18 protein-coding genes are annotated in these 20449 nt (G+C 50.0%); 15 read left to right on the top strand and 3 right to left on the bottom strand.

Annotated elements, in window-relative coordinates; translation table 11 throughout:
* Positions 1-8: 8 nt before the first annotated feature.
* Complete coding sequence (locus tag KXJ70_RS18210) at positions 9-491, bottom strand: VOC family protein (protein WP_219044985.1); 483 nt, start codon at positions 489-491, stop codon at positions 9-11.
* Between the two features lie 194 nt (positions 492-685).
* Between KXJ70_RS18210 and KXJ70_RS18205 the strand changes: the two genes are divergently transcribed.
* The 8 genes from KXJ70_RS18205 to KXJ70_RS18170 all read left to right on the top strand — a co-directional run bounded on the left by KXJ70_RS18205 (position 686) and on the right by KXJ70_RS18170 (position 10371).
* Entirely contained in the window at positions 686-1942 is a 1257-nt protein-coding gene (locus tag KXJ70_RS18205; protein WP_219044984.1) for a metal-dependent hydrolase family protein, read from the top strand.
* Between the two features lie 36 nt (positions 1943-1978).
* Positions 1979-3382 carry an aromatic ring-hydroxylating oxygenase subunit alpha gene (locus tag KXJ70_RS18200; RefSeq protein ID WP_219044983.1) on the top strand — a complete coding sequence of 468 codons (1404 nt, stop codon included), beginning with the start codon at positions 1979-1981 and terminating at the stop codon, positions 3380-3382.
* A 262-nt stretch (positions 3383-3644) separates the two neighbouring features.
* A complete protein-coding gene (locus tag KXJ70_RS18195; protein WP_219044982.1) occupies positions 3645-3956 on the top strand; it encodes a Rieske (2Fe-2S) protein in 312 nt (103 codons plus the stop codon).
* Between the two features lie 35 nt (positions 3957-3991).
* Entirely contained in the window at positions 3992-5185 is a 1194-nt protein-coding gene (locus tag KXJ70_RS18190; protein ID WP_219044981.1) for an acyl-CoA dehydrogenase family protein, read from the top strand.
* A 3-nt stretch (positions 5186-5188) separates the two neighbouring features.
* Positions 5189-6202 carry an acyl-CoA dehydrogenase family protein gene (locus KXJ70_RS18185; RefSeq protein WP_219044980.1) on the top strand — a complete coding sequence of 338 codons (1014 nt, stop codon included), beginning with the start codon at positions 5189-5191 and terminating at the stop codon, positions 6200-6202.
* Between the two features lie 187 nt (positions 6203-6389).
* Complete coding sequence (gene acuI, locus KXJ70_RS18180; RefSeq protein ID WP_219044979.1) at positions 6390-7373, top strand: acrylyl-CoA reductase (NADPH); 984 nt, start codon at positions 6390-6392, stop codon at positions 7371-7373.
* 43 nt (positions 7374-7416) lie between these two features.
* Complete coding sequence (locus tag KXJ70_RS18175) at positions 7417-8607, top strand: FAS1-like dehydratase domain-containing protein (protein WP_219044978.1); 1191 nt, start codon at positions 7417-7419, stop codon at positions 8605-8607.
* A gap of 54 nt (positions 8608-8661) precedes the next feature.
* Entirely contained in the window at positions 8662-10371 is a 1710-nt protein-coding gene (locus KXJ70_RS18170; RefSeq protein ID WP_219044977.1) for a class I adenylate-forming enzyme family protein, read from the top strand.
* 522 nt (positions 10372-10893) lie between these two features.
* Here KXJ70_RS18170 and KXJ70_RS18165 read toward each other — a convergent pair.
* Positions 10894-11970, bottom strand: a complete 1077-nt coding sequence (locus tag KXJ70_RS18165) for a cytochrome P450 (RefSeq protein ID WP_219044976.1) — start codon at positions 11968-11970, stop codon at positions 10894-10896.
* A gap of 609 nt (positions 11971-12579) precedes the next feature.
* On the opposite strand from KXJ70_RS18165, the gene KXJ70_RS18160 reads away from it, so the two are divergent.
* The 4 genes from KXJ70_RS18160 to KXJ70_RS18145 all read left to right on the top strand — a co-directional run bounded on the left by KXJ70_RS18160 (position 12580) and on the right by KXJ70_RS18145 (position 16840).
* On the top strand, positions 12580-13341 hold the full coding sequence (locus KXJ70_RS18160) for an SDR family NAD(P)-dependent oxidoreductase (RefSeq protein WP_219044975.1): 762 nt from the start codon (positions 12580-12582) through the stop codon (positions 13339-13341).
* 88 nt (positions 13342-13429) lie between these two features.
* Positions 13430-14167: an SDR family NAD(P)-dependent oxidoreductase gene (locus KXJ70_RS18155; protein ID WP_219044974.1), complete on the top strand. Its 738-nt coding sequence runs from the start codon at positions 13430-13432 to the stop codon at positions 14165-14167.
* Positions 14168-14330: 163 nt separating this feature from the next.
* Positions 14331-15533 carry an amidohydrolase family protein gene (locus KXJ70_RS18150; RefSeq protein WP_219044973.1) on the top strand — a complete coding sequence of 401 codons (1203 nt, stop codon included), beginning with the start codon at positions 14331-14333 and terminating at the stop codon, positions 15531-15533.
* 89 nt (positions 15534-15622) lie between these two features.
* A complete protein-coding gene (locus tag KXJ70_RS18145) occupies positions 15623-16840 on the top strand; it encodes a CaiB/BaiF CoA transferase family protein (protein ID WP_219044972.1) in 1218 nt (405 codons plus the stop codon).
* Positions 16841-16872: 32 nt separating this feature from the next.
* Here KXJ70_RS18145 and KXJ70_RS18140 read toward each other — a convergent pair whose 3' ends face one another.
* The gene (locus tag KXJ70_RS18140) at positions 16873-17796 is read right to left on the bottom strand and encodes a flavin reductase family protein (protein WP_219044971.1); all 924 of its coding nucleotides are present in this window, start codon (positions 17794-17796) and stop codon (positions 16873-16875) included.
* 83 nt (positions 17797-17879) lie between these two features.
* On the opposite strand from KXJ70_RS18140, the gene KXJ70_RS18135 reads away from it, so the two are divergent.
* From KXJ70_RS18135 to KXJ70_RS18125, 3 genes are all read left to right on the top strand, one after another.
* Positions 17880-18449, top strand: a complete 570-nt coding sequence (locus KXJ70_RS18135; RefSeq protein WP_255558570.1) for a nitroreductase family deazaflavin-dependent oxidoreductase — start codon at positions 17880-17882, stop codon at positions 18447-18449.
* A 19-nt stretch (positions 18450-18468) separates the two neighbouring features.
* The gene (locus KXJ70_RS18130; RefSeq protein WP_219044970.1) at positions 18469-19965 is read left to right on the top strand and encodes a class I adenylate-forming enzyme family protein; all 1497 of its coding nucleotides are present in this window, start codon (positions 18469-18471) and stop codon (positions 19963-19965) included.
* Between the two features lie 79 nt (positions 19966-20044).
* Positions 20045-20449: a cupin domain-containing protein gene (locus KXJ70_RS18125; protein WP_219044969.1), complete on the top strand. Its 405-nt coding sequence runs from the start codon at positions 20045-20047 to the stop codon at positions 20447-20449.

The raw sequence follows: 20449 nt of genomic DNA, 5'->3' as shown, positions 1-20449 counted from the left end.
GTGCTGATCTACTTCTTGGCAATAGGGGGTAAACGGTCCAGGGGGAAATCACATTGCGTGTCGATGGTTTCCTGAATTTCTATCAGATTGCCCTCGGGGTCGCGACCATAGAGGGTTTTTACATGGCCAACATCGATGGGCGCATCTTCGGGAAAGGTCATGCCGACGCTGCGCAGGCGCGGTATTTCTTCCTCAATGCCAACGACATCAACGCAAAAGTGGGTGTAGCCCTTGTCGAAGGGATCAAGGCCTTCGGTATTATTGGGCTTGGGGGCGCTGTATTGAAACATTTCGATATAACAGCTGCCCGCCCGTAACATGGCACCTTTAGACGCAGAGCCTTTTACCGATACAATGCGGTCGATAAAGTCGTCGTTTTCCCATGCAAATGGCTCGCCGACCACCTCAAAGCCAAAGGCTTCCTTGTAAAAGCGGATCATGCGTGCCATGTCGTGAACATGGATTGCTACGTGGTGAATGCCTCTAATCATTATTTTTCTCCTGAGCTGCTCTCTAAAGCCTGACGGCAAGTGTACTCACAGACACACAAGGCGGTAAGACTGCTGGCGGGGGTAGGCAAGTTGCTGTTCTGTCTTGGTCATTTTGGCGGTATGCCGCTGGGGGCATAATAAAACCCGTAATAATTTGCCTTTGTTGGGGCGGTTGAAAGTTGGGGAGAGGAGCAGTGAGCAGAATAATAATTCGAGGGGCGAAGATTTGGGACGGATCCGGTGGCGAAGCCAGGCTGGGCGATGTGCTGATCAATGGCGAGCGTATCGAGGCGATTACTGAACAGCTAAATACATTGCCCACCGACGGCTGCGAGCTTATCGATGCGCAGGGCATGTTCTTAATGCCGGGTATGACCGAGGGCCACGGCCATTTGTCTTTCGATAACGTGACCGCGACCGAAGACCTGATTACACCGCCGCCAGAGGAGCATACCTTGTTGACAGCGCGCGTTGCCGAGCGCTTGTTGGATCAGGGTTTTACCAGCGTATGGGGTGCATCAGAGGCCAAATTGCGCTTGGCGGTGGCGGTGCGCAATGAGATTGCCGCGGGGAATTTGCGCGGTCCTAGAATTCGCGCCGGCTCTATGGAAATTTCCGTCACCGGCGCAATGGGTGACGAAAGTAAATTGCACAATCCCCGGCCAGGCGGCCCCGCCATGATCGTCGACGGCCCCGAAGAAATGCGCAAAGCCGTGCGTATTGCCTGCCGCGAAGGTTGCGACAATATCAAGCTCGATGTGTCTGGCGATCCTTTCTACCCCGGAACACCGGCTCACACTACGCCGATGACCTATGACGAAGTGCGTATGGCAGTGGATACCGCCCACGATTACGGTCGCAAGGTAAACGCCCATGTGCGCTCAGTCGCGGGTGCTCAGATGTGCTTGCGAGCGGGTGTGGATGTCTTGTTCCACTGCGAATTCAGTGACGAAAAAACCCTGGATATGTTTGAAGAGGCCAGGGATCGGGTTTATGTCGCGCCTACGGTGAGTCTTTTTCACACCCTCTTATATGAGGCGGAGCCCTATATAAGCGCTGATGTGGCGCGAATGATGGGCATCGATAAATTATTAGACGCGTCGCAGCAAACCCACAACGCGCTGCGCGAGCGCGGTATCAAGCACGTTATTGGCGGTGACTACGGTTTTGCCTGGAGCCCCAATGGCACTAATGCCCGCGATGTGGGCTTTTTTGTTAAGTACTTTGGTTACAGCCCCGCGCAGGCCTTGGTGTGCGCAACCCGCAATGGCGGCGCCATGATGACCATGGGCAGCGACGAAAAACTGGGGATGTTGAAAGAGGGCTATCTGGCCGACATGGTCCTGGTCAACGGCGATCCACTGGCCGATACCGATGTGCTTGTCGATGCCAATAAGCTCAAGCTAATTATCAAGGGTGGCGTGGTCCATAAAAACACCACCGCAAAATAAGTTCGCCACCTTTTCGAACTCTCGGAGATATGAATAATGACTGCACAAACAGCTGAAAAAATGAATATGGCAAAAGGCGAAGCGCGCTGCCCAAATGCGCCGTCAACCCAGGATATTATCGCTAAAGATAGCGTTGCTGCACCGGGCTGGGTGCGCTCGGAGTCCTATCAGTTTTTAGGTGATGAGGACATTCCCACTGAGCGCTATTACGAGGAAGATTTCGCGCGTCAGGAGTACCAAAACCTGTGGACGCGGACGTGGCAGTTTACCTGCCGCGAAGAACATATCCCGGAGGTGGGCGATTACTATGTTTACGATATAGGTCGTAAATCTTTCATCATTACCCGGGTTGCCGAAAATGAGGTGCGCGCATACTACAATGCCTGTTTGCATCGCGGTACTAAATTGCGGGCGTCCGGCACCGATGGTTGCACAAGTGAATTTAAGTGTTCCTTCCACGGCTGGACTTGGAATTTAGATGGCAGTTTGAAAAAAGCCCAGTGCGAATGGGATTTTCCCCATGTCAAAGCAGAGGAGTTTTCACTGCCGCAGGCCAAGGTGCAAATATTGGCGGGTTTCGTATTTATCAATATGGATCACGATGCGCCAGCGCTTGAAACGTATTTGGGCGACGAATTTATGTCGCATCTGAGTGCTTGGAAATTAGAAGATCGCTATGTTCACTGCCATGTTTCCAAGATCATTCCGGCAAACTGGAAATTAACTATGGAGGCCTTTATGGAGGCCTACCATGTTATTGAAACCCATCCCCAAGTGGCGGTTTCTAATGCCGACGCCAATTCGCAGTACGATTTTTACGGTGAGCATGTCGACCGCTTTATCTCACCGCTGGGTGTAATCAGCCCGCATTTGGCAGGACAGTACACCGAGCAGGAAATATTTGACCAGTTCACTATCGGCGACTCTGGCGGTGTCAGCACGTCGCAGCAATTGGGCGAGAATGACACGGCGCGGGCGGCGATGGCTAACATGTTCCGCGGTATGTTTGAAGAGGCGTCTGATAGTGATTTGAGTCATGTGTCGGACTCAGAATTGCTGGACTGCTTCTCTTACACGGTATTCCCAAATATGTTCATGTTCGCGGGTATTTCACTGCCCATGGTGTATCGCTTCCGCCCGGTGGCCGATGATCACCGCAAAACCTTGTACGAAGTATTCTTCCTGCGTCCGCTGCCAAAATCCGGTGAGCGTCCCGAGCCCGCAGAGCAGCAACATATGGCGGATGATCAGTCCTTTGTCGATGCTGAAGGCATGGATGATGGCTTCGGTGTGATTCTGGATCAAGACACAGAAAACTTACTTTTGCAGCAGCAGGGCGTAGAGGCCAGTGCCAAGAAAGGCCTTACGCTTGGCAATTATCAGGAAATTCGAGTTCGTCATTTTGAGCAGGCCATCGACAAATACGTTTCTGGTAAATAAGGCTAAAGCGCTCTGTTGCGGTGTTTTGCGCGGCTAAGCAGAACACCAAAATAGGGTTAAGCAGCGGCCTTTGCAGTGGCAGCTTGTTCAATTCTGGCCGTCCTCAGTGACGGCTTTTTGCGTTATTACATCCAAGAAATGCGAGGGTCTGTTGACGTTTTCTCAGGCGCAACAGCGGCAATGATGAAACATCACCAGACTCTACTTTGGGATTCCATTTTTCTCCCAAGACAGTTACTATGAAAAACAGAGGTAATCAACAGTGTCGAATACTTATACTCAATTTTGCAAGCTGGAAGACGTGCCAGTTGGTGGAAAAAAGGCGGCCAAGATCAACGACACGTGGATTTTGGTTTGCAATATTAAAGATCGCCTGTTCGCAGTGTCGAATTTTTGTTCTCACCAAAGAAAGCCCTTGTTAAGTGGTCGGGTGCGCAATTGCGCCATTACCTGTCCAGTGCACGGCGCCAAGTTTAATTTGGAAACTGGCGAGGCGCTCAATTTGCCAGCAACTAAGCCAATTCCAACCTATGAGGTGCGGGTGGTGGACGGCTGGATTGAGGTCAAGGTTTAAACGCGTACGTCAGAATTAAAAGGTTTAGAGGCTAGATGACCCAAATCGAGTTAGAACAATTTCGTCGGCAAGTGGGCAGCTGGTTGGCGAGCAATGTACCTAATGCTTGGCGGCCCGCCCTGACCAATGCCGAGCAGGGCGATTTTGTTGAACTGCAAAAAGCGTGGTTCACAAAGTTAGTGGAAGCGGGTTATGCCACCCCCCATTGGCCGGAAGGTTGGCCTGGTGGCGGACGGTCCTTGGCCGAGCAAAAAGTGATATTTGAAGAGGTCGCTCGCGCTGATGCGCCGCGCTTGATTCTGTACTTTGTTGCTTTGTACCACGCGGCCTGCACGCTGTTTGAATGCGGCAGCGAAGAACAAAGGCAAAAATATCTGCCGGGTATTCTCAAGGGCGAGATATGGTGTCAGGGTTTTTCTGAGCCTAATGCCGGTTCGGATTTGGCCTCGCTCAAAACCCGCGCGGTTCGCAAGGGCGATAAATATATTATTAATGGTCAGAAAACCTGGTCTACCATGGCCCAGTATGCAGATCACTGTTTGCTGTTGGCGCGCACTGATTCGTCTGGGCCGCCGCAGGCCGGACTCACCTATTTACTGCTTGATATGAAATCGCCAGGGGTGTCGGTTAGGCCGATCTCGCAAATCACCGGTGATGATGAGTTTGCCGAAATCTTCTTTGATGATGTTGAAGTGGATGTCGCAGACCGTGTTGGCGATGAAGGCGCTGGCTGGGCTGTTGCGCAGGCAACGCTGGCATCGGAGCGCGGCTTAACACTGGTCGAGCTGACCCAGCGTATGCGTTACGGCCTGAATATTTTGGTGGGTACGCTCAAATCCAATGGTCGCTTGAGCGACCCAGTTGCCTTAGCTGATCTGGGTTGCTTGATACCCAAGGTTGACGCCGCCTGTGCATTGGCCGATCAGTACTTACAAAAGCGTATCAACGGCACCGAACAGGTGGGCGACGCGTCAATTGTAAAACTTTATTACGCCCAGGTGCTGCGTGAATTTGTTGCCTTGGGTGTGCGGGTGGGTGGTCTGGACGGGCAGGGAGATTCCGGGTTTATGCGCGGCGCGACGCAGGAAACCGGTGATTGGACGCTGGATTATATGAATTCCTACAATTGGTCTATTGCGGGTGGCAGCAACGAGGTGCAAAGAAATATTATTGCAGAGCGTATGTTGGGTATGCCCCGTGAACCGAAAAGCTGGCAGCTCGGAGAATAAATTGTGAGTGTAGAACTCAATGAACTCCGTGATTCTGTGCGTCAGGTTGTGTCCGGAATTGGGCAGTATGGCGCGAAGCAATCACTGTGGGATCAAGGTATTGAACTAGGCTGGCTGATGGTCTCTATCCCGGAGTCACTCGACGGTTTAGATATGGGTGTTGCTGCATCCTCGGTGGTGAATATTGAATTAGGGCGCGGCCTGTGCGCGGCGCCCTTGTCATCGGCGCTACTCAGTATTGAGGCGCTGTGTGATTCAAATTTAAGTGATAAAGCTGATCATCTAATGCAGGCACTCAGCGGTGAATTGCTGAGCCTGCCGTTTGCCAATTCATCGATCAGATTAAATGACGCAAGCCTAAATGGTTACGCTATTGCGTTGCCGGGGGCGGGGCAGGCTACTCAGGCTTTGCTATGGACAGAAGACCAGCAATTGCTGTTTTTGGCGAGCTTGGATCAGCCAGGTCTTAAGTGTGTTGAGCGCTCGACGCGAGATGTGACGCGAACTTTGTTTGATGTCGATCTGCAGAACCTTAGCCTTAAAGAACAAACAATAGTGGCTGAGGGCGAGCAGGCTCAGCAACTTGTTTCAGCCCTGCTAGCGCGACGTGATATTAGTTTGGCAGCCGACAGTATTGGTGCCGCTTCAGAATTGCTTGAGATGACCATCGAGCATTTGAATACCCGCGTGCAATTTCGCCGACCACTGGCAATGTTTCAAGCTTTGAAGCATCGCTGTGCTGATTTAAAGGTGCAAATTGTCGCCTCAGAAGCCATGTTATTTGATGCCCTGGCGCGACCGTTTTCTGAAACCCGCGCCATGGCGGCCAAGTATTTGTGCTGTACCAGCTTTGCTAAAGTTGCCGAGGAATCTTTGCAACTTCACGGCGGCATTGGGATGGCTGACGAGCACGATTGTCATCTTTTTCTCAAGCGAGCTTTGCTGAATATGCATCTCGGTCGAGGAGAGGCGGTATATGCCCAGGCGGTAGCGCGGGGCTTTTTGCAAGAGCAGTAAATAGCGTTGCCAAGTGATTGCGTAGAATGTTTATGGAATCGCATTGGGTGCGGAGATGGCAGGCGCTTGTGACAATATTATTGTCCGCAATAAGTCGCTGTCTGTATGCGCCTCAACGAAGGCAATACATTGGGAGCCCGCTATGAGGCTCTGTAATTTTCATTTAATTAACAGCGAGTAGATGCTTATGTTTTCTGGAATCCTGATTAACAAAGACGACAACGGTCAGACGGTTGCGGTTGCGCAAATTGACGAGGCGCAATTGCCCGAAGGCAATGTCACCATCGATGTGGAATATTCCACAATGAACTTTAAAGATGGTTTGGCAATCACCGGAAGCTCACCTGTTGTGCGTAAGTTCCCCATGGTGCCCGGTATCGACTTGGCCGGTGTGGTGACGGAAAGCAGCCACACAGATTACAAAGTGGGCGATAAAGTTGTCCTCAATGGCTGGGGGGTTGGGGAAGGTCACTGGGGTGGCTTGGCGCAGAAAGCGCGTTTGAATGGTGATTGGTTAGTGGCTTTGCCAGCGGCATTTACCACTCGTCAAGCGATGGCGATTGGTACCGCTGGTTACACAGCTAGCCTGTGCGTTGAGGCCCTAATTAAGCACGGCGTTAAACCGGAGCAGGGCGAAGTATTGGTAACGGCGGCAACTGGCGGTGTTGGCAGTGTTGCAATCGCCCTGTTGGCCAAGGCTGGATTTAATGTTGTGGCGGCAACGGGTAAAGCCAGCGAAACCGAGTATTTGAAGCAGCTGGGCGCAACGTCGGTTATCGACCGCGCTGAGTTGGGCGAGCGTGGCAAGCCATTACAGAAAGAGCGTTGGGCGGGTGTTGTTGATGCGGCCGGCAGTCAAACGCTGGTAAATGCCTGCGCGCAAACCCGTTACGGCGGCGCTGTTGCAGCTTGCGGTTTGGCCCAGGGTTTTGATCTACCTGGTACGGTTATGCCCTTTATCTTACGCGGTGTTTCACTGCTGGGTATCGACAGCGTTATGGCGCCCAAGGCGTCGCGCTTGGTTGCATGGGAGCGTTTGGCCCGGGATTTAGATGTGAAGGTGTTGGAATTGATTGCTAAGGATATCAGTTTGTCTGAAGCGGTTGGTGTTGCAACACAGATGATGGAAGGTACTTTGCGCGGACGCGTGGTGGTAGACGTTAATAAATAATGTCGTGCCATTCGCCGCAAAACGAATGATGAGGAATTGAATCATGTCTGCGGACCATAATAATAAGCCAGTTGAAATTGATCTAAGCGATTTAGATCGCTTGGTCGGGCAGGAAGTCGTGTTTGCCGAGTTATGGGATCCCTGTAACGCAACCGATATTCGCCGCTGGGTTATGGCCATGGATTATCCGAATCCCATTCACTGGGATGAGGAATTCGCTAATTCTTCAAAGTTTGGTGGTATTGTTGCGCCACAGTCCTTCGCGGTTGCGATGGACTATGGCCACGGCTGCCATCCAGCAGGCGTCGGCAATATCCCCGGTTCGCACCTTATTTTTGGTGGTGAGGAGTGGTGGTTTTACGGCGCACCTGTTCGTCCCGGTGACAAGCTATTTCAGAAGCGCCGCTTTGATGGCTACGATGTGAAAGAGACCAGCTTTGCTGGGCCAACCGTGTTTCAGCGTGGTGATACCGAACACCGGAATCAGAACGGCGTCTTAGTCGCTAGAGAGCGTGCTACGTCTATTCGCTATCTACGTGAAGAGGCAAATAAACGTGCGGTGCACGGCGCAGAGCGTGCGGCACCTCATCGCTGGACAAAAGACGAAATAAAAGAAATTCATAAAGTTCGTCACGAGTGGCTGATGTCGAATCGTGAAGGACATTCTCCCGCCTACGGCGACGTAAAGGTGGGTGATAAATTACCGCGTCGGGTTGTCGGCCCACATTCAGTAGTGACCTTTGTAACTGAATACCGCGCCTTTCGCCAAAATATTTGGGGAACGTGGCGCTGGAATGTTCCCGAGGGTAAGTACGATCCTGCGACCGAAAAGGCCGGCTTTGCTGAAGACATGTCTTACGACTATGACGCGCGCAAGGTTGATCCGCGTATGGGCGATGGCCTGTACTTTGGTCCTTCAAGTGGCCACGTCGATTTAGAAAAAGCCACCAATGTGGGTATGGGTGGTATGTACGGTTACGGCGCATCCATGAACGCCTGGCATATCGACTATATTAGTTATTGGGCCGGACACAATGGCTTTATTTGGCACTCCAATACGCAGTTTCGCAATCCTGCCTTCGAGGGCGACGTGACCTATATGGATGGCGAAATTATCGAGAAAATCGACAAGTCACCCTTTGGCTGTCCGGTTGTGAAAGTGCAGGTGGTGATGACTACCCAGACCGGCGAAATTATCCTCAAAGGCACCGCTGAGGTTGAACTTCCCTATTAATCGAGCGCTGTCCTTGCGTTAGATAATTTTGGTTTCGGCTAGTTGGGCAAGATCATGGGTGATACAAACACACAAGCGGCACTGTCTCTTTATGCGGCGCCGCCGCTGTCGGAAGAACCTGGCATAGGCGCTTTATCAATTCCTGGCTATTTGCGTGAGGTGACTGAGCGCTATCGCGATAAGGAAGCGGTCGTTATGCACGGCGCTGACGGTGTGCAGCGCTGGAGCTATCAGGATCTTTGGGATCGCAGTGTCGAAGTTGCCAGAGCGTTAATTGCCAGCGGCGTTGGCAAGGGCAGTCGGGTTGGTATCTTAATGACCAATCGTCCCGAATACCTCAGCGCCATGTTTGGGGTGTCGATGGCGGGAGGCACGTTTACTGTACTCAGCACCTTTTCCACCGCAGACGAGATGGTGCATTTACTCACCGCCTCCGGGGTGTCGGTACTGCTATTTGAAGACCGTGTGCTGAAAAAGGATTTCAGCGCCATGTTGGCAGAGTTAGAGCCAGGCATAGTTGACGCTGAAGTGGGCGAGTTATCGTCAACGCGATTCCCCTATCTACGACACTTAGTTGTTCTCGCAGGGGTTACTGCAGCGACAGCGTCTGAAACCCCTGCATTAAATGCAGTTGAGCCGTGGGACGAATTTTTAACTCGCGCTGAGACGGTATCGGAGCAAGTCGTCGATGCGCGGATGAAAACTGTTTATGCCTCTGATCCCGGTGGCCTGTTTTTTTCATCTGGCACCACCAGTTTGCCTAAAGCGATATTGCAATCTCAGCGCGCATTTACCATTCAGTTTTGGCGCTGGCCTCGGCTGTGGGGTTTAACCGAGCCGGCAAGGTGCTGGACTGGCAATGGCTTTTTCTGGGCCGGGCCTATGACCATTATTGTCGGCAATGCCTTGTCTACCGGCGGTGCTTTAATACTAGAACCACTGTTTGATTCCGCCGCCGCAATTAAATTAATTGCCGAAGAAAAAGTTACCCTAATGAACGGCCGCCCTCATCAATGGGCCCGTATGCAGGCTGAGCCAAGCTGGGACACTGCGGATTTTTCGAGCCTCCGGAATGTCACCAAGGGCGATATTATTCGCGCCCATCCCACGGCGAATAATGATTGGGATCTGCCCAACGCCTTCGGTACTACCGAAACCATGAGTATTCTTAGCTCATTTGAAGACGGTGATCCGGGGAATGAAGATCCAAGTAATTTTGGCCCTTTATTACCGGGTAATATTATTAAAATTATTGATCCATTGACTGGCGACATCGTCGCAATGGGCGAGCGCGGTGAAGTCTGCGTTAAAGGCCCGACCCTCATGATGGGCTATGTCGGCAAGTCGGCCGAAGAGTGTTTTGACGAGCAGGGTTTCTACCGGACTGGGGATGGTGGCTTTATCGACGCCCAAGGTCATTTGTTTTGGGAAGGTCGGCTTAACGATATAATCAAAACCGGCGGCGCCAATGTATCGCCAGAAGAAGTTGATACCGTTATTGCTCAGTATCCAGGTATCAAGCGCACACAGACGGTGGGTGTTCCCCACGAGACTTTGAGTGAAATGGTTGTGGCCTGCGTAGTTCCCATTGACGGGGTGCAGTTAGACGAAGCAGAACTAATTGCGTTTTTAAAAGAGCGTCTAGCGAGTTTTAAGCTGCCGCGCCGTGTGCTTATTTTTACTGAATCTGAATACCCCTTAACGGGCAATGAAAAGGTAAAGGCGGGCGATTTGCGGGAACTAGCAGTAAAGCGCCTAGCCTGAAGTGCCACTCGGGTTCCCATAATCGCTAAGCTTGCTAGCCAAGCCCACCCTTTCTTGCAATGAAACCGCCATTCACCTTGTCCGCGGCGGAAAGAATGACGTGCCTATCCTAGCCCTAGCCCTAGCCCTAGGCACTCGCGGTCAAGGCTGCCTCCTACCCAAAATCTGAAATTTGTCAGGTGCTCAGCGAACGGATTGCTTGCGCGTTTGTCGAGCTGGATACCTTGACTGTCTTGAAATAGCTCATTTAAAAAGTCTCAATCTTCTAATTTCAGCATAGTGTACGGGCGCATTTTTTCTTATTAAATTCAGGTTTGGATACGGGGCATTCAGTAAATTTAGGTCTGAAAAATAATCGCGCGAAGCAATTTCATTACTCGTGTTTTGGTCTGATTATTTATATAGTTTATGAGGAAGTCGGTGTTTGACGCGCATTTTTAAACCCCAAAAGAGCCAAAGTCAAAATCGGGGTGTGTTTGCTATTAAGAACTCGTCATATACTTTCCAGTATTGGCAGGGTGCTTACATTTCGCAGCTTATATCGGCATTGCGAAGTTCGTAACTGCCTAGCTGTGCGTTCCAGCTAATGTCGGGCTCGCGCTCAAGCTTGAGGCCTGGGGTTCGAAACAGTTGATCAAGAAAAATACGGGTTTCGTGCAGCGCGACTTGCCATCCAGGGCAACCGTGCGGGCCGTCGCCAAAGCTTAAAAATCGGCCAGAATCTTTCTGGGCTTTTGCTCTAGAAGTGTCGATTGAAAATGGGCACTGTCCGACAAAGTTTTTATCGACGTTTATATTGCGAATATCAATACCATATTTTTCACCGGGAGGAAGCGGCTGGTCTGTGACCCCTTCGATTTCCTCCTCGGTTCTGCGATGTATCATGGCGGCGACTGGCTCTAAGCGTACAATCTCCATAAGGATTGCAATTTGTTCCTTGTCATCCCCTTCAAGAAATTGTGAAAGCAGCTCTGGGTCATCAAATAAATACCACGCGGCCATGATGATGAACTCTCTTGTTGTCAGCATACCGGCTGTACCGTACGTCACGCATTCGATAACTATCATAAATTTGGAATATCCCTCTTCGATATAAAGGGATATTGCATCTGGTTTAGGGGAGTGTTTCCTTTCATTTATAGCCGGCCTGACGTCAAACCAGTAAAAAATAGACAGGGCCACTAATCTTTTAAAGTTCAGCTTTAGCTTTCCGAATTTAGAATTTCCGGCGTTGGAAATGCTCGAAGTTAAGACTTTTTCAATTCGCTTAGCTCTACTAAGTTTGTTGCTATTGGTCAGTCCTATTATTTCTCCCACAACTTCTATTGCGAGGCTGAAGCTTAAATCTTCGAGCTTTGCGTGACCGCGTCTTTTAAAGCTTGTAATGAGCTCGTCGGTCACTCTGCGCATTGTTTGATAATGCTGTTCAGATATAACTTTGGGAGAGAGGAAACGCTGCGTTTTGCGTCTCTTCTTTGCATGTTCTTCGCCATCTAGGAAGAATACCGGCGCTTGATCTGGATTCTTGAATTGAACTAGGTCGGCACTGGCGCCGGCCTGTCGGGATTTCTTGCTACGCAGAATTTGGCGCGCGAGCAATGGGCTTTTTACCCAGTGCGCACCAAGATCGGGTTGGGTATTTGCCAGTGCGATCTTGGCAGATTTCCGTGTGTCTGTTAAATGTTTTACAGGGCATGTTTCTGATTTTGGCGTAGTCATAAGTTTTGCGGTACCCAATATGCTGTTTAGTTATTGGCTTAGTTGCACCTTTGAAGATTATCTCATCACTGATATTAACGCAACAAATAGTTGCCATAATTATATTTGCTATATAGAATGACAAGTCCTGCTCTTCGCGAAAGTATAAAAATTAAATTCCGGAAAGTGGCGCTTAAGTAATGCTGTCTCGTGGCTAGAACATAACAAAAATGGTCTTGGTAATTTTCTCTCGTATCGGCAGCAGTTGACGACTACCCCGTCTATAGGGAGCTTGGCAGTTATCGCTAGTAATTTAAGCGCTGCAAAGGGGTTGATCCTACGCCTGCTAGTTACTACGTAGTAGGTTGAATGCGGGCTAACTTTAACGAATATTATTTTCCGCCGACGTTGATTCGTCTTAACGACATTTAAATTACTTGCGAATTTGAGGTGAGGCAGTGAGTCATAATTCAAAGCGAATAGGCCTCTGTGTGGGCGGAGGGGTTTTAGATGCATAGGCCGGCCATGCTGATAATGGGAGGTACCGGGTCCATCGGCAGTGAGGTCGCTCGCATGGCAGTCGCATCGGGCTGGAATGTATTTGTCTTTGGTCGAAGTAAAGAAAAGTTGGACATGTTGATTGCGAGCCTCGGCAAATCGTGCGGCGCTCAACATATTTTCGGTATTGCGTCGGATATCAAAATAGAGGGCGTGATCGTAGAGGTTGTCGCCGCGGCGGCAGCTCAATTCGGGCGGATTGATGCTGTCGTTGATTGCTTGGTTACCGGGCCCAGCGAAGCAGGAGTTATGGGTGCATTCGAGAGTACAGATCCGAATTTGTACGGCGAATTCATCGGGCTATCGCTCGTGTACCTTGAGCGTTTAGCACATGCCGCGATACCTTGGCTAAAAGTGAGTCAGGGAAGTCTGCTTGCTCTAGTGTCTGATGCGGCAATGTTTCCTGCTCCTCGCCAAGCGTTGCTGGGTGCTGCCAGAGCTGCGGCGCTAGGCTTCGTCAAAAACCTAGCTGCTGAGGTGGCCCGCGATAGGGTTAGGGTCAACGCAATTTCACTTAGCTATGTAGACCAGACGGCGATCGCCGCCAAGTTAAGTGCCGCCGGATCAGTTCGATTTGAAACGGCGAAAAAGCGTGCCGGTTTGGGTTTGCCTCGGCCGGATGATGTTTCGCCTGCTGTTTTATTTCTCTGTGGCGACGGCGCTAGAAAAATTACCGGTCAAGCGGTCAGTATTAACGGTGGGCTTAATATCTAGATTTACTTTGTGTTAGCACTTGCTGCTATTTAGTTTGGCGGCATGTTTTTAGCAATTGACTAAGTGGTTTTACAAAAAGGAAAGTCGTATGGGAATGCTTGATGGTAAGGTCGCGGTAATAACAGGTGCTGGGTCTGGGATGGGGCGGGCAGCGGCGGAAGTTTTTGTGCGTGAAGGTGCCAAAGTTATTGTCGCGGATATTAGTGGCGCTGAATCCGAAACCGCAATGAAGCTAGGTGGAAACGCGTTTGCGATTCCCTGCGATGTGTCATCGGAGTCTGATGTGGAGCGAATGATACAGGCTGCCTATGATCAATTTGGCCGATTAGATTCGGTTCTTAATGTTGCCGGTTTGGCGTCGCCCGCAATGCTTGAGGATGCCAGCATCGAGCATTTTGAGCAGTTGATGGCGGTGAATTTACGCGGCGTCTTTCTTGGCACCAAGCATGCAGTGCTGGCGATGAAAAGGGCTGGTAATGGCGGGTCAATTATAAATTGGTCGTCTTTGGGCGGCCTAAATGCCTCGATGGCTACCAGCGTATATTGCGCAACTAAGGCGGGCGTTATTTCCTTTACAAAATCCGCGGCAATAGAGTCGGGTAGCGCAGGTATTCGTGCTAACTGTGTTTGTCCTGGCTTTATCTTTACGGCGATGAGTGCGGGTGGTGAAAAGATACCAGGCATGTTAGAGAAGGCGGCCTTGGGCCGTGGTGGTCAGCCTGAGGAAGTGGCTGAAGTGGCTGCTTTTCTTGCGTCTGATCGCGCCTCATACGTTAGTGGTGTGGTTATTCCTGTTGATGGTGGCTGGTCGGCAAAAACCCCGTAATGGCGGTTGCGGGATATAATCTATATATTATTAATGGCAACAATTAGTTGCAATAAATGAATTGAAGTGCTAATTTTATCCTTAGGCTTAAAGTGGGTTAGAGGGCTTTTGATATTCAATTAATAGCAGCTTCTATCCAGTTGATAAAAAAAACAGGATTGTTATGGGAAATTCCGCAGCAGTGAAATCGAATGAGCCAGTAAGCATGGCCTCTACTAAGCGACGTATTGTTGATGCAGATGCTCACGTTGAGCCTCCTTACGAGATGTGGCGTGAATATTTGCCTTCGGAGCTTCGTGATTTAGCGCCTTATATTGAAGAGGGCGATGAGCATGATTGGATTGTTTTTGAGGGCAATCGGCGGCCGGTAAGACTTATTAGCAATATGGCGGGCAAGGAAGGGAAAGATTTTAAAATGTTCGGCAAGCGCTCAGAAATGCGCAAAATTTGGCTGCCGGATGTACGGCTTGCCGATATGGACACCGATGGCATGGACGCGGCTGTCATGTTTGGTGGTGGCCCGCTGGGAACTAAAAACCCGGACCTCTATATTGCAAGTTTTGACGCATATAACCGCTGGGTATGGGATTATGCTGGGCGAGATAGGAGCCGGTTGGTGCCCGTTGGTTACGTGCCAATGCGCGATCTCGACGAAACAATTGCAATGATAAAGAGCCTTGCTGTACTCGGCTTTCGCAATATTAATATTCCAGCCTTTCCTCAGTCAAAGGATGGGATTAGCACTAGTGCTACCGTTAAAGCGTTAAAGTCGAGTCAAAGCTCAGCGCTTACGGGTGACCCGAGTGGTGAGACGTCATATCGTGATCCCGAGTTTGATCGCCTTTGGCAGGTTGTTACTGATCTGGATATAACCTTAACGATGCATTTGGGGGGGCGGGTTCCCCGCTTTGGCGAGAAGCAGCATTTTCTGCCAGATTTGGTGATGAGTAAAACTGCGATGGCCGAGCCCGTTGCCATCATGATATACGGCGCGGTGTTTCAGCGTTTTCCCGCCTTGCGTTTAGCGATAGTGGAAAGTGGCGTGGGTTGGATGGCTTGGATGGCGGAATATATGGATAGGACCTGGGAACGTCAGCGCCATTGGATGGACAGTCCGCTGCTTGAAAAACCAAGTCTATTTTTAGATAAAAATATTTATGCATCCTTCATTCATGATCGAGTTGGTATTTTGAATCGAAATTTGCCTGGCGGAAAAAATATTATGTGGTCTTCAGACTATCCTCACTCAGAAACGACGTTCCCGCATTCTATGGATGTGATAGCTCGTGACTTTAATGGGGTTCCCGACGCCGACATCGACGAGATTGTTTGCAAGCGCGCCGAGCGACTTTATGGCCTTGTTTAATATTTATATTGCGAAGATGAGTTCATAGAAGAAGGGGGCCGGCACATCGTGTTGGCCCTTTTTTTTCAAGACACTGAGTGAAATAGAAAATGAATAATAGTGATATTTTTGAAGGCGTACGTGTTGTAGAGCTTGCTCAATGGGTATTTGTGCCGGTAGCTGGTGCGCTTTTGGCGGACTGGGGGGCTGACGTAATAAGAATTGAGCATCCAGATGGCGATCCGTACCGCGCCCTCGCGACGCAGGGTATTGGCGCAGATAATGTCGGTATCAATCTTGGTGTGGCGCTGGCTAACCGCGGTAAGCGCTCGCTGGCGCTCAATCTGAAAAAAAAGGAAGGTTTGGATGTGCTGCATAAGTTGTTGGAAACAGCTGATGTTTTCCTCACCAATGTTCGTCCCGACGCCTTGACTCGTCTCGGGCTCGGCGCGGAGCAACTTACTAAGCGTTACCCAGCTTTGGTATACGCTCGCGGACATGGTTATGGGGTGCGCGGCCCAGATGCCAATTTGCCGGGTTACGATGCGTCTGCGTTTTTTGCCCGTGGCGGTGTGGCTGACGCATTAACGCCACCGGATAGGGACGCGCCGATTTCTCAGCGTGGCGCAATGGGGGATCGTAATGCGGGGATGGCTTTGGCATTTGGTGTGTCGGGTGCCTTGCTTAAAAAGGCGCGCACGGGAAAGGGCAGTATTGTTGATGTGTCTTTGCTGGCGACGGCAATGTGGACCTTATCCTCAGATTTGCTGACAACATTGCAGGGCCGGGAAATGCCACGTCCGCAGAACCGTGCGGATATGGTTAACCCATTAACTGGAACATACAAAACATCGGATGGCCGCTTTATCCAGCTGATGTTCCTTCAAGCTGATCGATATTGGGCTGATTTCTGCACGTTGCTGGGAAGAGAGGATCTTGCGACCGATGAACGATTTATTTCCATTCCCGCACGCAAGATGCACGCTAAGGCGTGTGTGGCCGAGCTTGATGCAGAGTTTGCTGTGCGTAGTTTTGAGCAGTGTAAGGCTTTGCTGGCGCAGCTCGACGCGCCGTGGGCGCCTGTTCAAACAGTCGCTGAATTGATAGATGACCCGCAGGTAATCGCCAATAATTATATAGGTGAGGTAGATCCCAGAGATGGCTCGCCAACTTATCGATTGCCCGCCGTACCGGTCCAGTTTGATGAGCAACCGCCAGTCTTGAGTCGGGCGCCCGAGTTGGGAGAGCACACCGAGGTTTTATTAATGGAGTTGGGGTTGGATTGGGGTGATATTGAAAACCTTCAGCGCCAGGGAATAATTCCCTGATAGCTGAACTGTTATGCGGTAAAGATTTATTGCTATGGAACCGATAGTGTCTCGGCGATGTTAGTAAGTGCAATATGTAATGACTGGCGTAGTTTGTAGTCAATGCTGTTAAGCGCGGAACTCTCCTCTGCGGTATAGAAGGCAACCAGTTGCATATGAGTTTTCGACCCCTTTGCGCTAAGTCCAACTCTATTTTCTGTAATAGAAATGTAGCCTCGTTCAAATAGATCGTCTATCTCTTTATCGGTTGGGGTGTTTTCGCCCTGCATTGCGACATCAGTGGCAAAGGAAAATTCACAATGCCCAAGCTTGGCTAATAGCGCTAAAAAGTAATACTGGGAGATACTTAAATTACTCTTTATCAACTCTGGTTTTAGTTTCCGCAATAGCATATGGCTGCAGTAGCGTAGTAAATACCCTAGTGACTGATCGGCAAATTCGTTCGAGCGCGGTTGGCTGTGCTCTTTATACTCCTTCAGCAACTGGCCATATTGGCCGCCATGGAAGAGCAGCGGTCTTTGTTCAAAGTGGCTAAACTCAATGACTTCCCCTACGAAAATTGTGTGGTCGCCGCCGTCGTATTGGTAAGTGGCTTTGCAAATGAAGCGGGCTGCACAATTTGTGATTAGCGGAATTTCGGCAGGTCCTCGATCGAGTGAAAGATTTGAAAACTTATCGAGTCCACGTGTGGCAAATGTATTTGATAGCTCCTGTTGTGATTCGGCCAGTATGTGCACAGCAAAATAGTCGGCAGACTGAAAGGCTGGCATAGATAGCGCGTTTTTTCCTAGGCTCCACAGTACTAGGGGTGGGTCGAGTGATACTGAGCTGAAGCTATTCGCGGTCAGCCCGACATCCTGGCCGTCCGCGTTTCTGGTTGTTACAACGGTTACTCCGGTTGTGAAGGAGCCAAGTGCCTTTCGAAATTCAAATCCATCAATGGGGGTTGCGGTCATTATTATATCTGCCTTATCTCAATATCTTGGATATTTCTATTAGTTTATGAGTAGCGCTGCTGCGCAATTGCAACGTTGAAGTAATGATTTTTTGGATGCATAACATGCTAGTGTGCATTGCAATTATTGGCAACATTTTGTTGCTTTTAATTTTAATGAAAGATATAGTTAATTTTATAAATGAGAATAAAGTGGGGGTTCCGATGGGAGGTGATAAACAAGGGCGCTATGTTAAGCCTGATTTAAGCCTACTCGGCACAGAACACGTTAAGCGTTATCGCGAGAGTGGTGGTGAGGTGGGGCATATCTGGAATGGTGTTACGGCGTTATTGTTGACGACAATAGGTCGCAAGTCCGGAGCCTTACGTATTCAACCGATGATATATGGTCGTGACGGTAGTGATTTTATCGTGATTGCATCCAAGGGTGGTTCACCAAATCATCCAGCTTGGTATCTTAATTTAACAAGTAATCCCAGCGCAGAAATTCAGGTCAAGAATAAAATAATGAAGGTTTCGGCGCGGGTTGCAAAGGGCTTGGAGCGGGAGCGGCTTTGGGATCTGATGACATCGCTTTGGCCAAACTACGATCAATATCAAGAGCGTACCGATCGGGAAATACCCGTTGTTGTTCTGACCCCTGCCACTTTTTAGCGAACAAGGTCTATGCTCAATGATGAATACTGAAAAAATGCGCGAGGCCAAACTTGAGGACTTGGCAAGCGCGGCACTGTCAGGGGCTACTGATGTGCCGGCCATTGAATTTGAAAAGCAGTGGATAAGTCGCCGAACGATGAGCGCACTGGCAGAGCAAGTCCAAGGCATTCTAGATAAAAATCGGATTTCCAGTGGCGCTCGTGTCTCACTAATTGCGCGAAACCATCCCGCTATTATTACTGCATTTATTGCGCTTATTGCAGCCCAAATGAACATCAGAATGACTTATCCGTTCCAGTCTGCCTCGGGGATAGCCAAGGAGATTGACGAGGTAAGCCCAGACGTGGTGATCGCTCTTGATGGCGATTTTAGCGATCCTGTTAGAGAAGTTATGAAACGTTGTGGTACTGCTGCGATAGCATTAGAAAATATGTCAGCAAAGGGGATTTCAGAGCTAGTAAATAATCGAGCGAAGTCAGGCCCTAACTCTAATTTGACGATTGAGATATTGACTAGCGGTACGACAGGTAAACCAAAGCCGTTTCTTATTTCATTCGATATGGTGGCTAAACATTTGATTCCGCCTGTTGCGGCTGATGCGGTTACACAAGAGCCCGTCTTGCTTTATTTTCCTGTGGGAAATATTTCCGGCTTGTACACGACTTTACCCGCCGCCCTTAGTGGTCGGCGAATCGTGTTGCTTGACCGGTTTAGTGTGGGAGGCTGGCACGACTTTGTTTTGCGGTTTCGCCCTACTGCAGGTGGCGTACCACCAGCGGGAATTCAAATGATTCTTGACGCCAATATCCCGAAAGAGGATTTGTCGAGTATTCGATTTTTTGGCGTAGGCGCCGCGCCATTAGACATCAAGGTCCAAAGGGATTTTGAAGCGCGTTACGGCATTCCGATATTACTGTCTTATGGCGCAACCGAGTTTGGTGGGCCAGTCACGCGTATGACGCCGGAAATGTATCAAAAAGATGGTCATGCCAAATTGGGTACCGTAGGAAAGCCGTTGCCGGGCGTTCGGCTGCGGGTTGTCGACTCGGTGACATTCGAAGAACTGCCCGCGGGGGTTGAGGGTTTGCTTGAGGTCATTTCTCCGCGGATTGGCGATCGCTGGATCAGAACCTCAGACTTAGCTGTGGTCGATCAAGACGGTTATTTGTTTCACCGTGGTCGTGCGGATGGCGTCATTATTCGTGGTGGTTTTAAAATTTTACCTGAGACGGTTGAAAATGCGCTGTTGACACACTCGGCGGTTTCGGCCGCAGCCGTCGTTGGAATCGCGGATCATCGATTGGGGCAGGTGCCGGCCGCGGCCATAGTTCTAAAACCGGGGCAGCATGTAACTGAGCAAGAGCTTGATCAGTTCTTGCGCGAAAAACTTCTCGCGACTCACATACCGACCAAGTGGCTGTTTGCGGAAGAGTTACCGCGGACAAAATTATCTTTTAAAGTTGATCAGCTTGCAGTGAGAAATTTATTTTCTGAGGCGATGCCTGTTTCTTAAAGCGAGCGGTGATCGCGATGTTGATTAAATGAGTCGCTGAGATTTACGTAAATTATAAAAATAAGCAAGGTGTTTAATAATGCCAGTAAGTAATTTAGAAGAACTTCCGGTCGGTGGTGGAGGTCGCTGGCCACTGTGTGGAAAGGGCTTTCAATCGATAAAGTGGGGCGATATGGAAGTTGCTTACACTCAGGCTGGGCCTAGTAATACCAGCATGGCTTATGCGGGACTGCCGGGCGGAGTTTGTATGTGTCCGCACTATGGTTATGTTTTTAGCGGCCGAATTCGCTGTGTCTACCCAGACTCAAAATGGCCGGACGAAGTCGCAGAGACTGGCGATGTGTATTTTTTCCGTGCTGGCCACCATCTAATTTATGAGGAGCCCACCAAGTCGCTGGAGTTAAATCCGGCAGATGCATTGCAGGTACTTATGGACCATATTGAGTCCTATGCCCGTGATTTAACTGAGAAGAACAAAGGATAG

It is taken from the genome of Zhongshania aquimaris (genome assembly GCF_019312595.1).
GTDB classification, from domain to species: Bacteria; Pseudomonadota; Gammaproteobacteria; order Pseudomonadales; family Spongiibacteraceae; genus Spongiibacter; species Spongiibacter aquimaris.
Note: the sequence above shows the minus strand (reverse complement) of the source record. Positions and strands in the feature narration are given on the sequence as shown.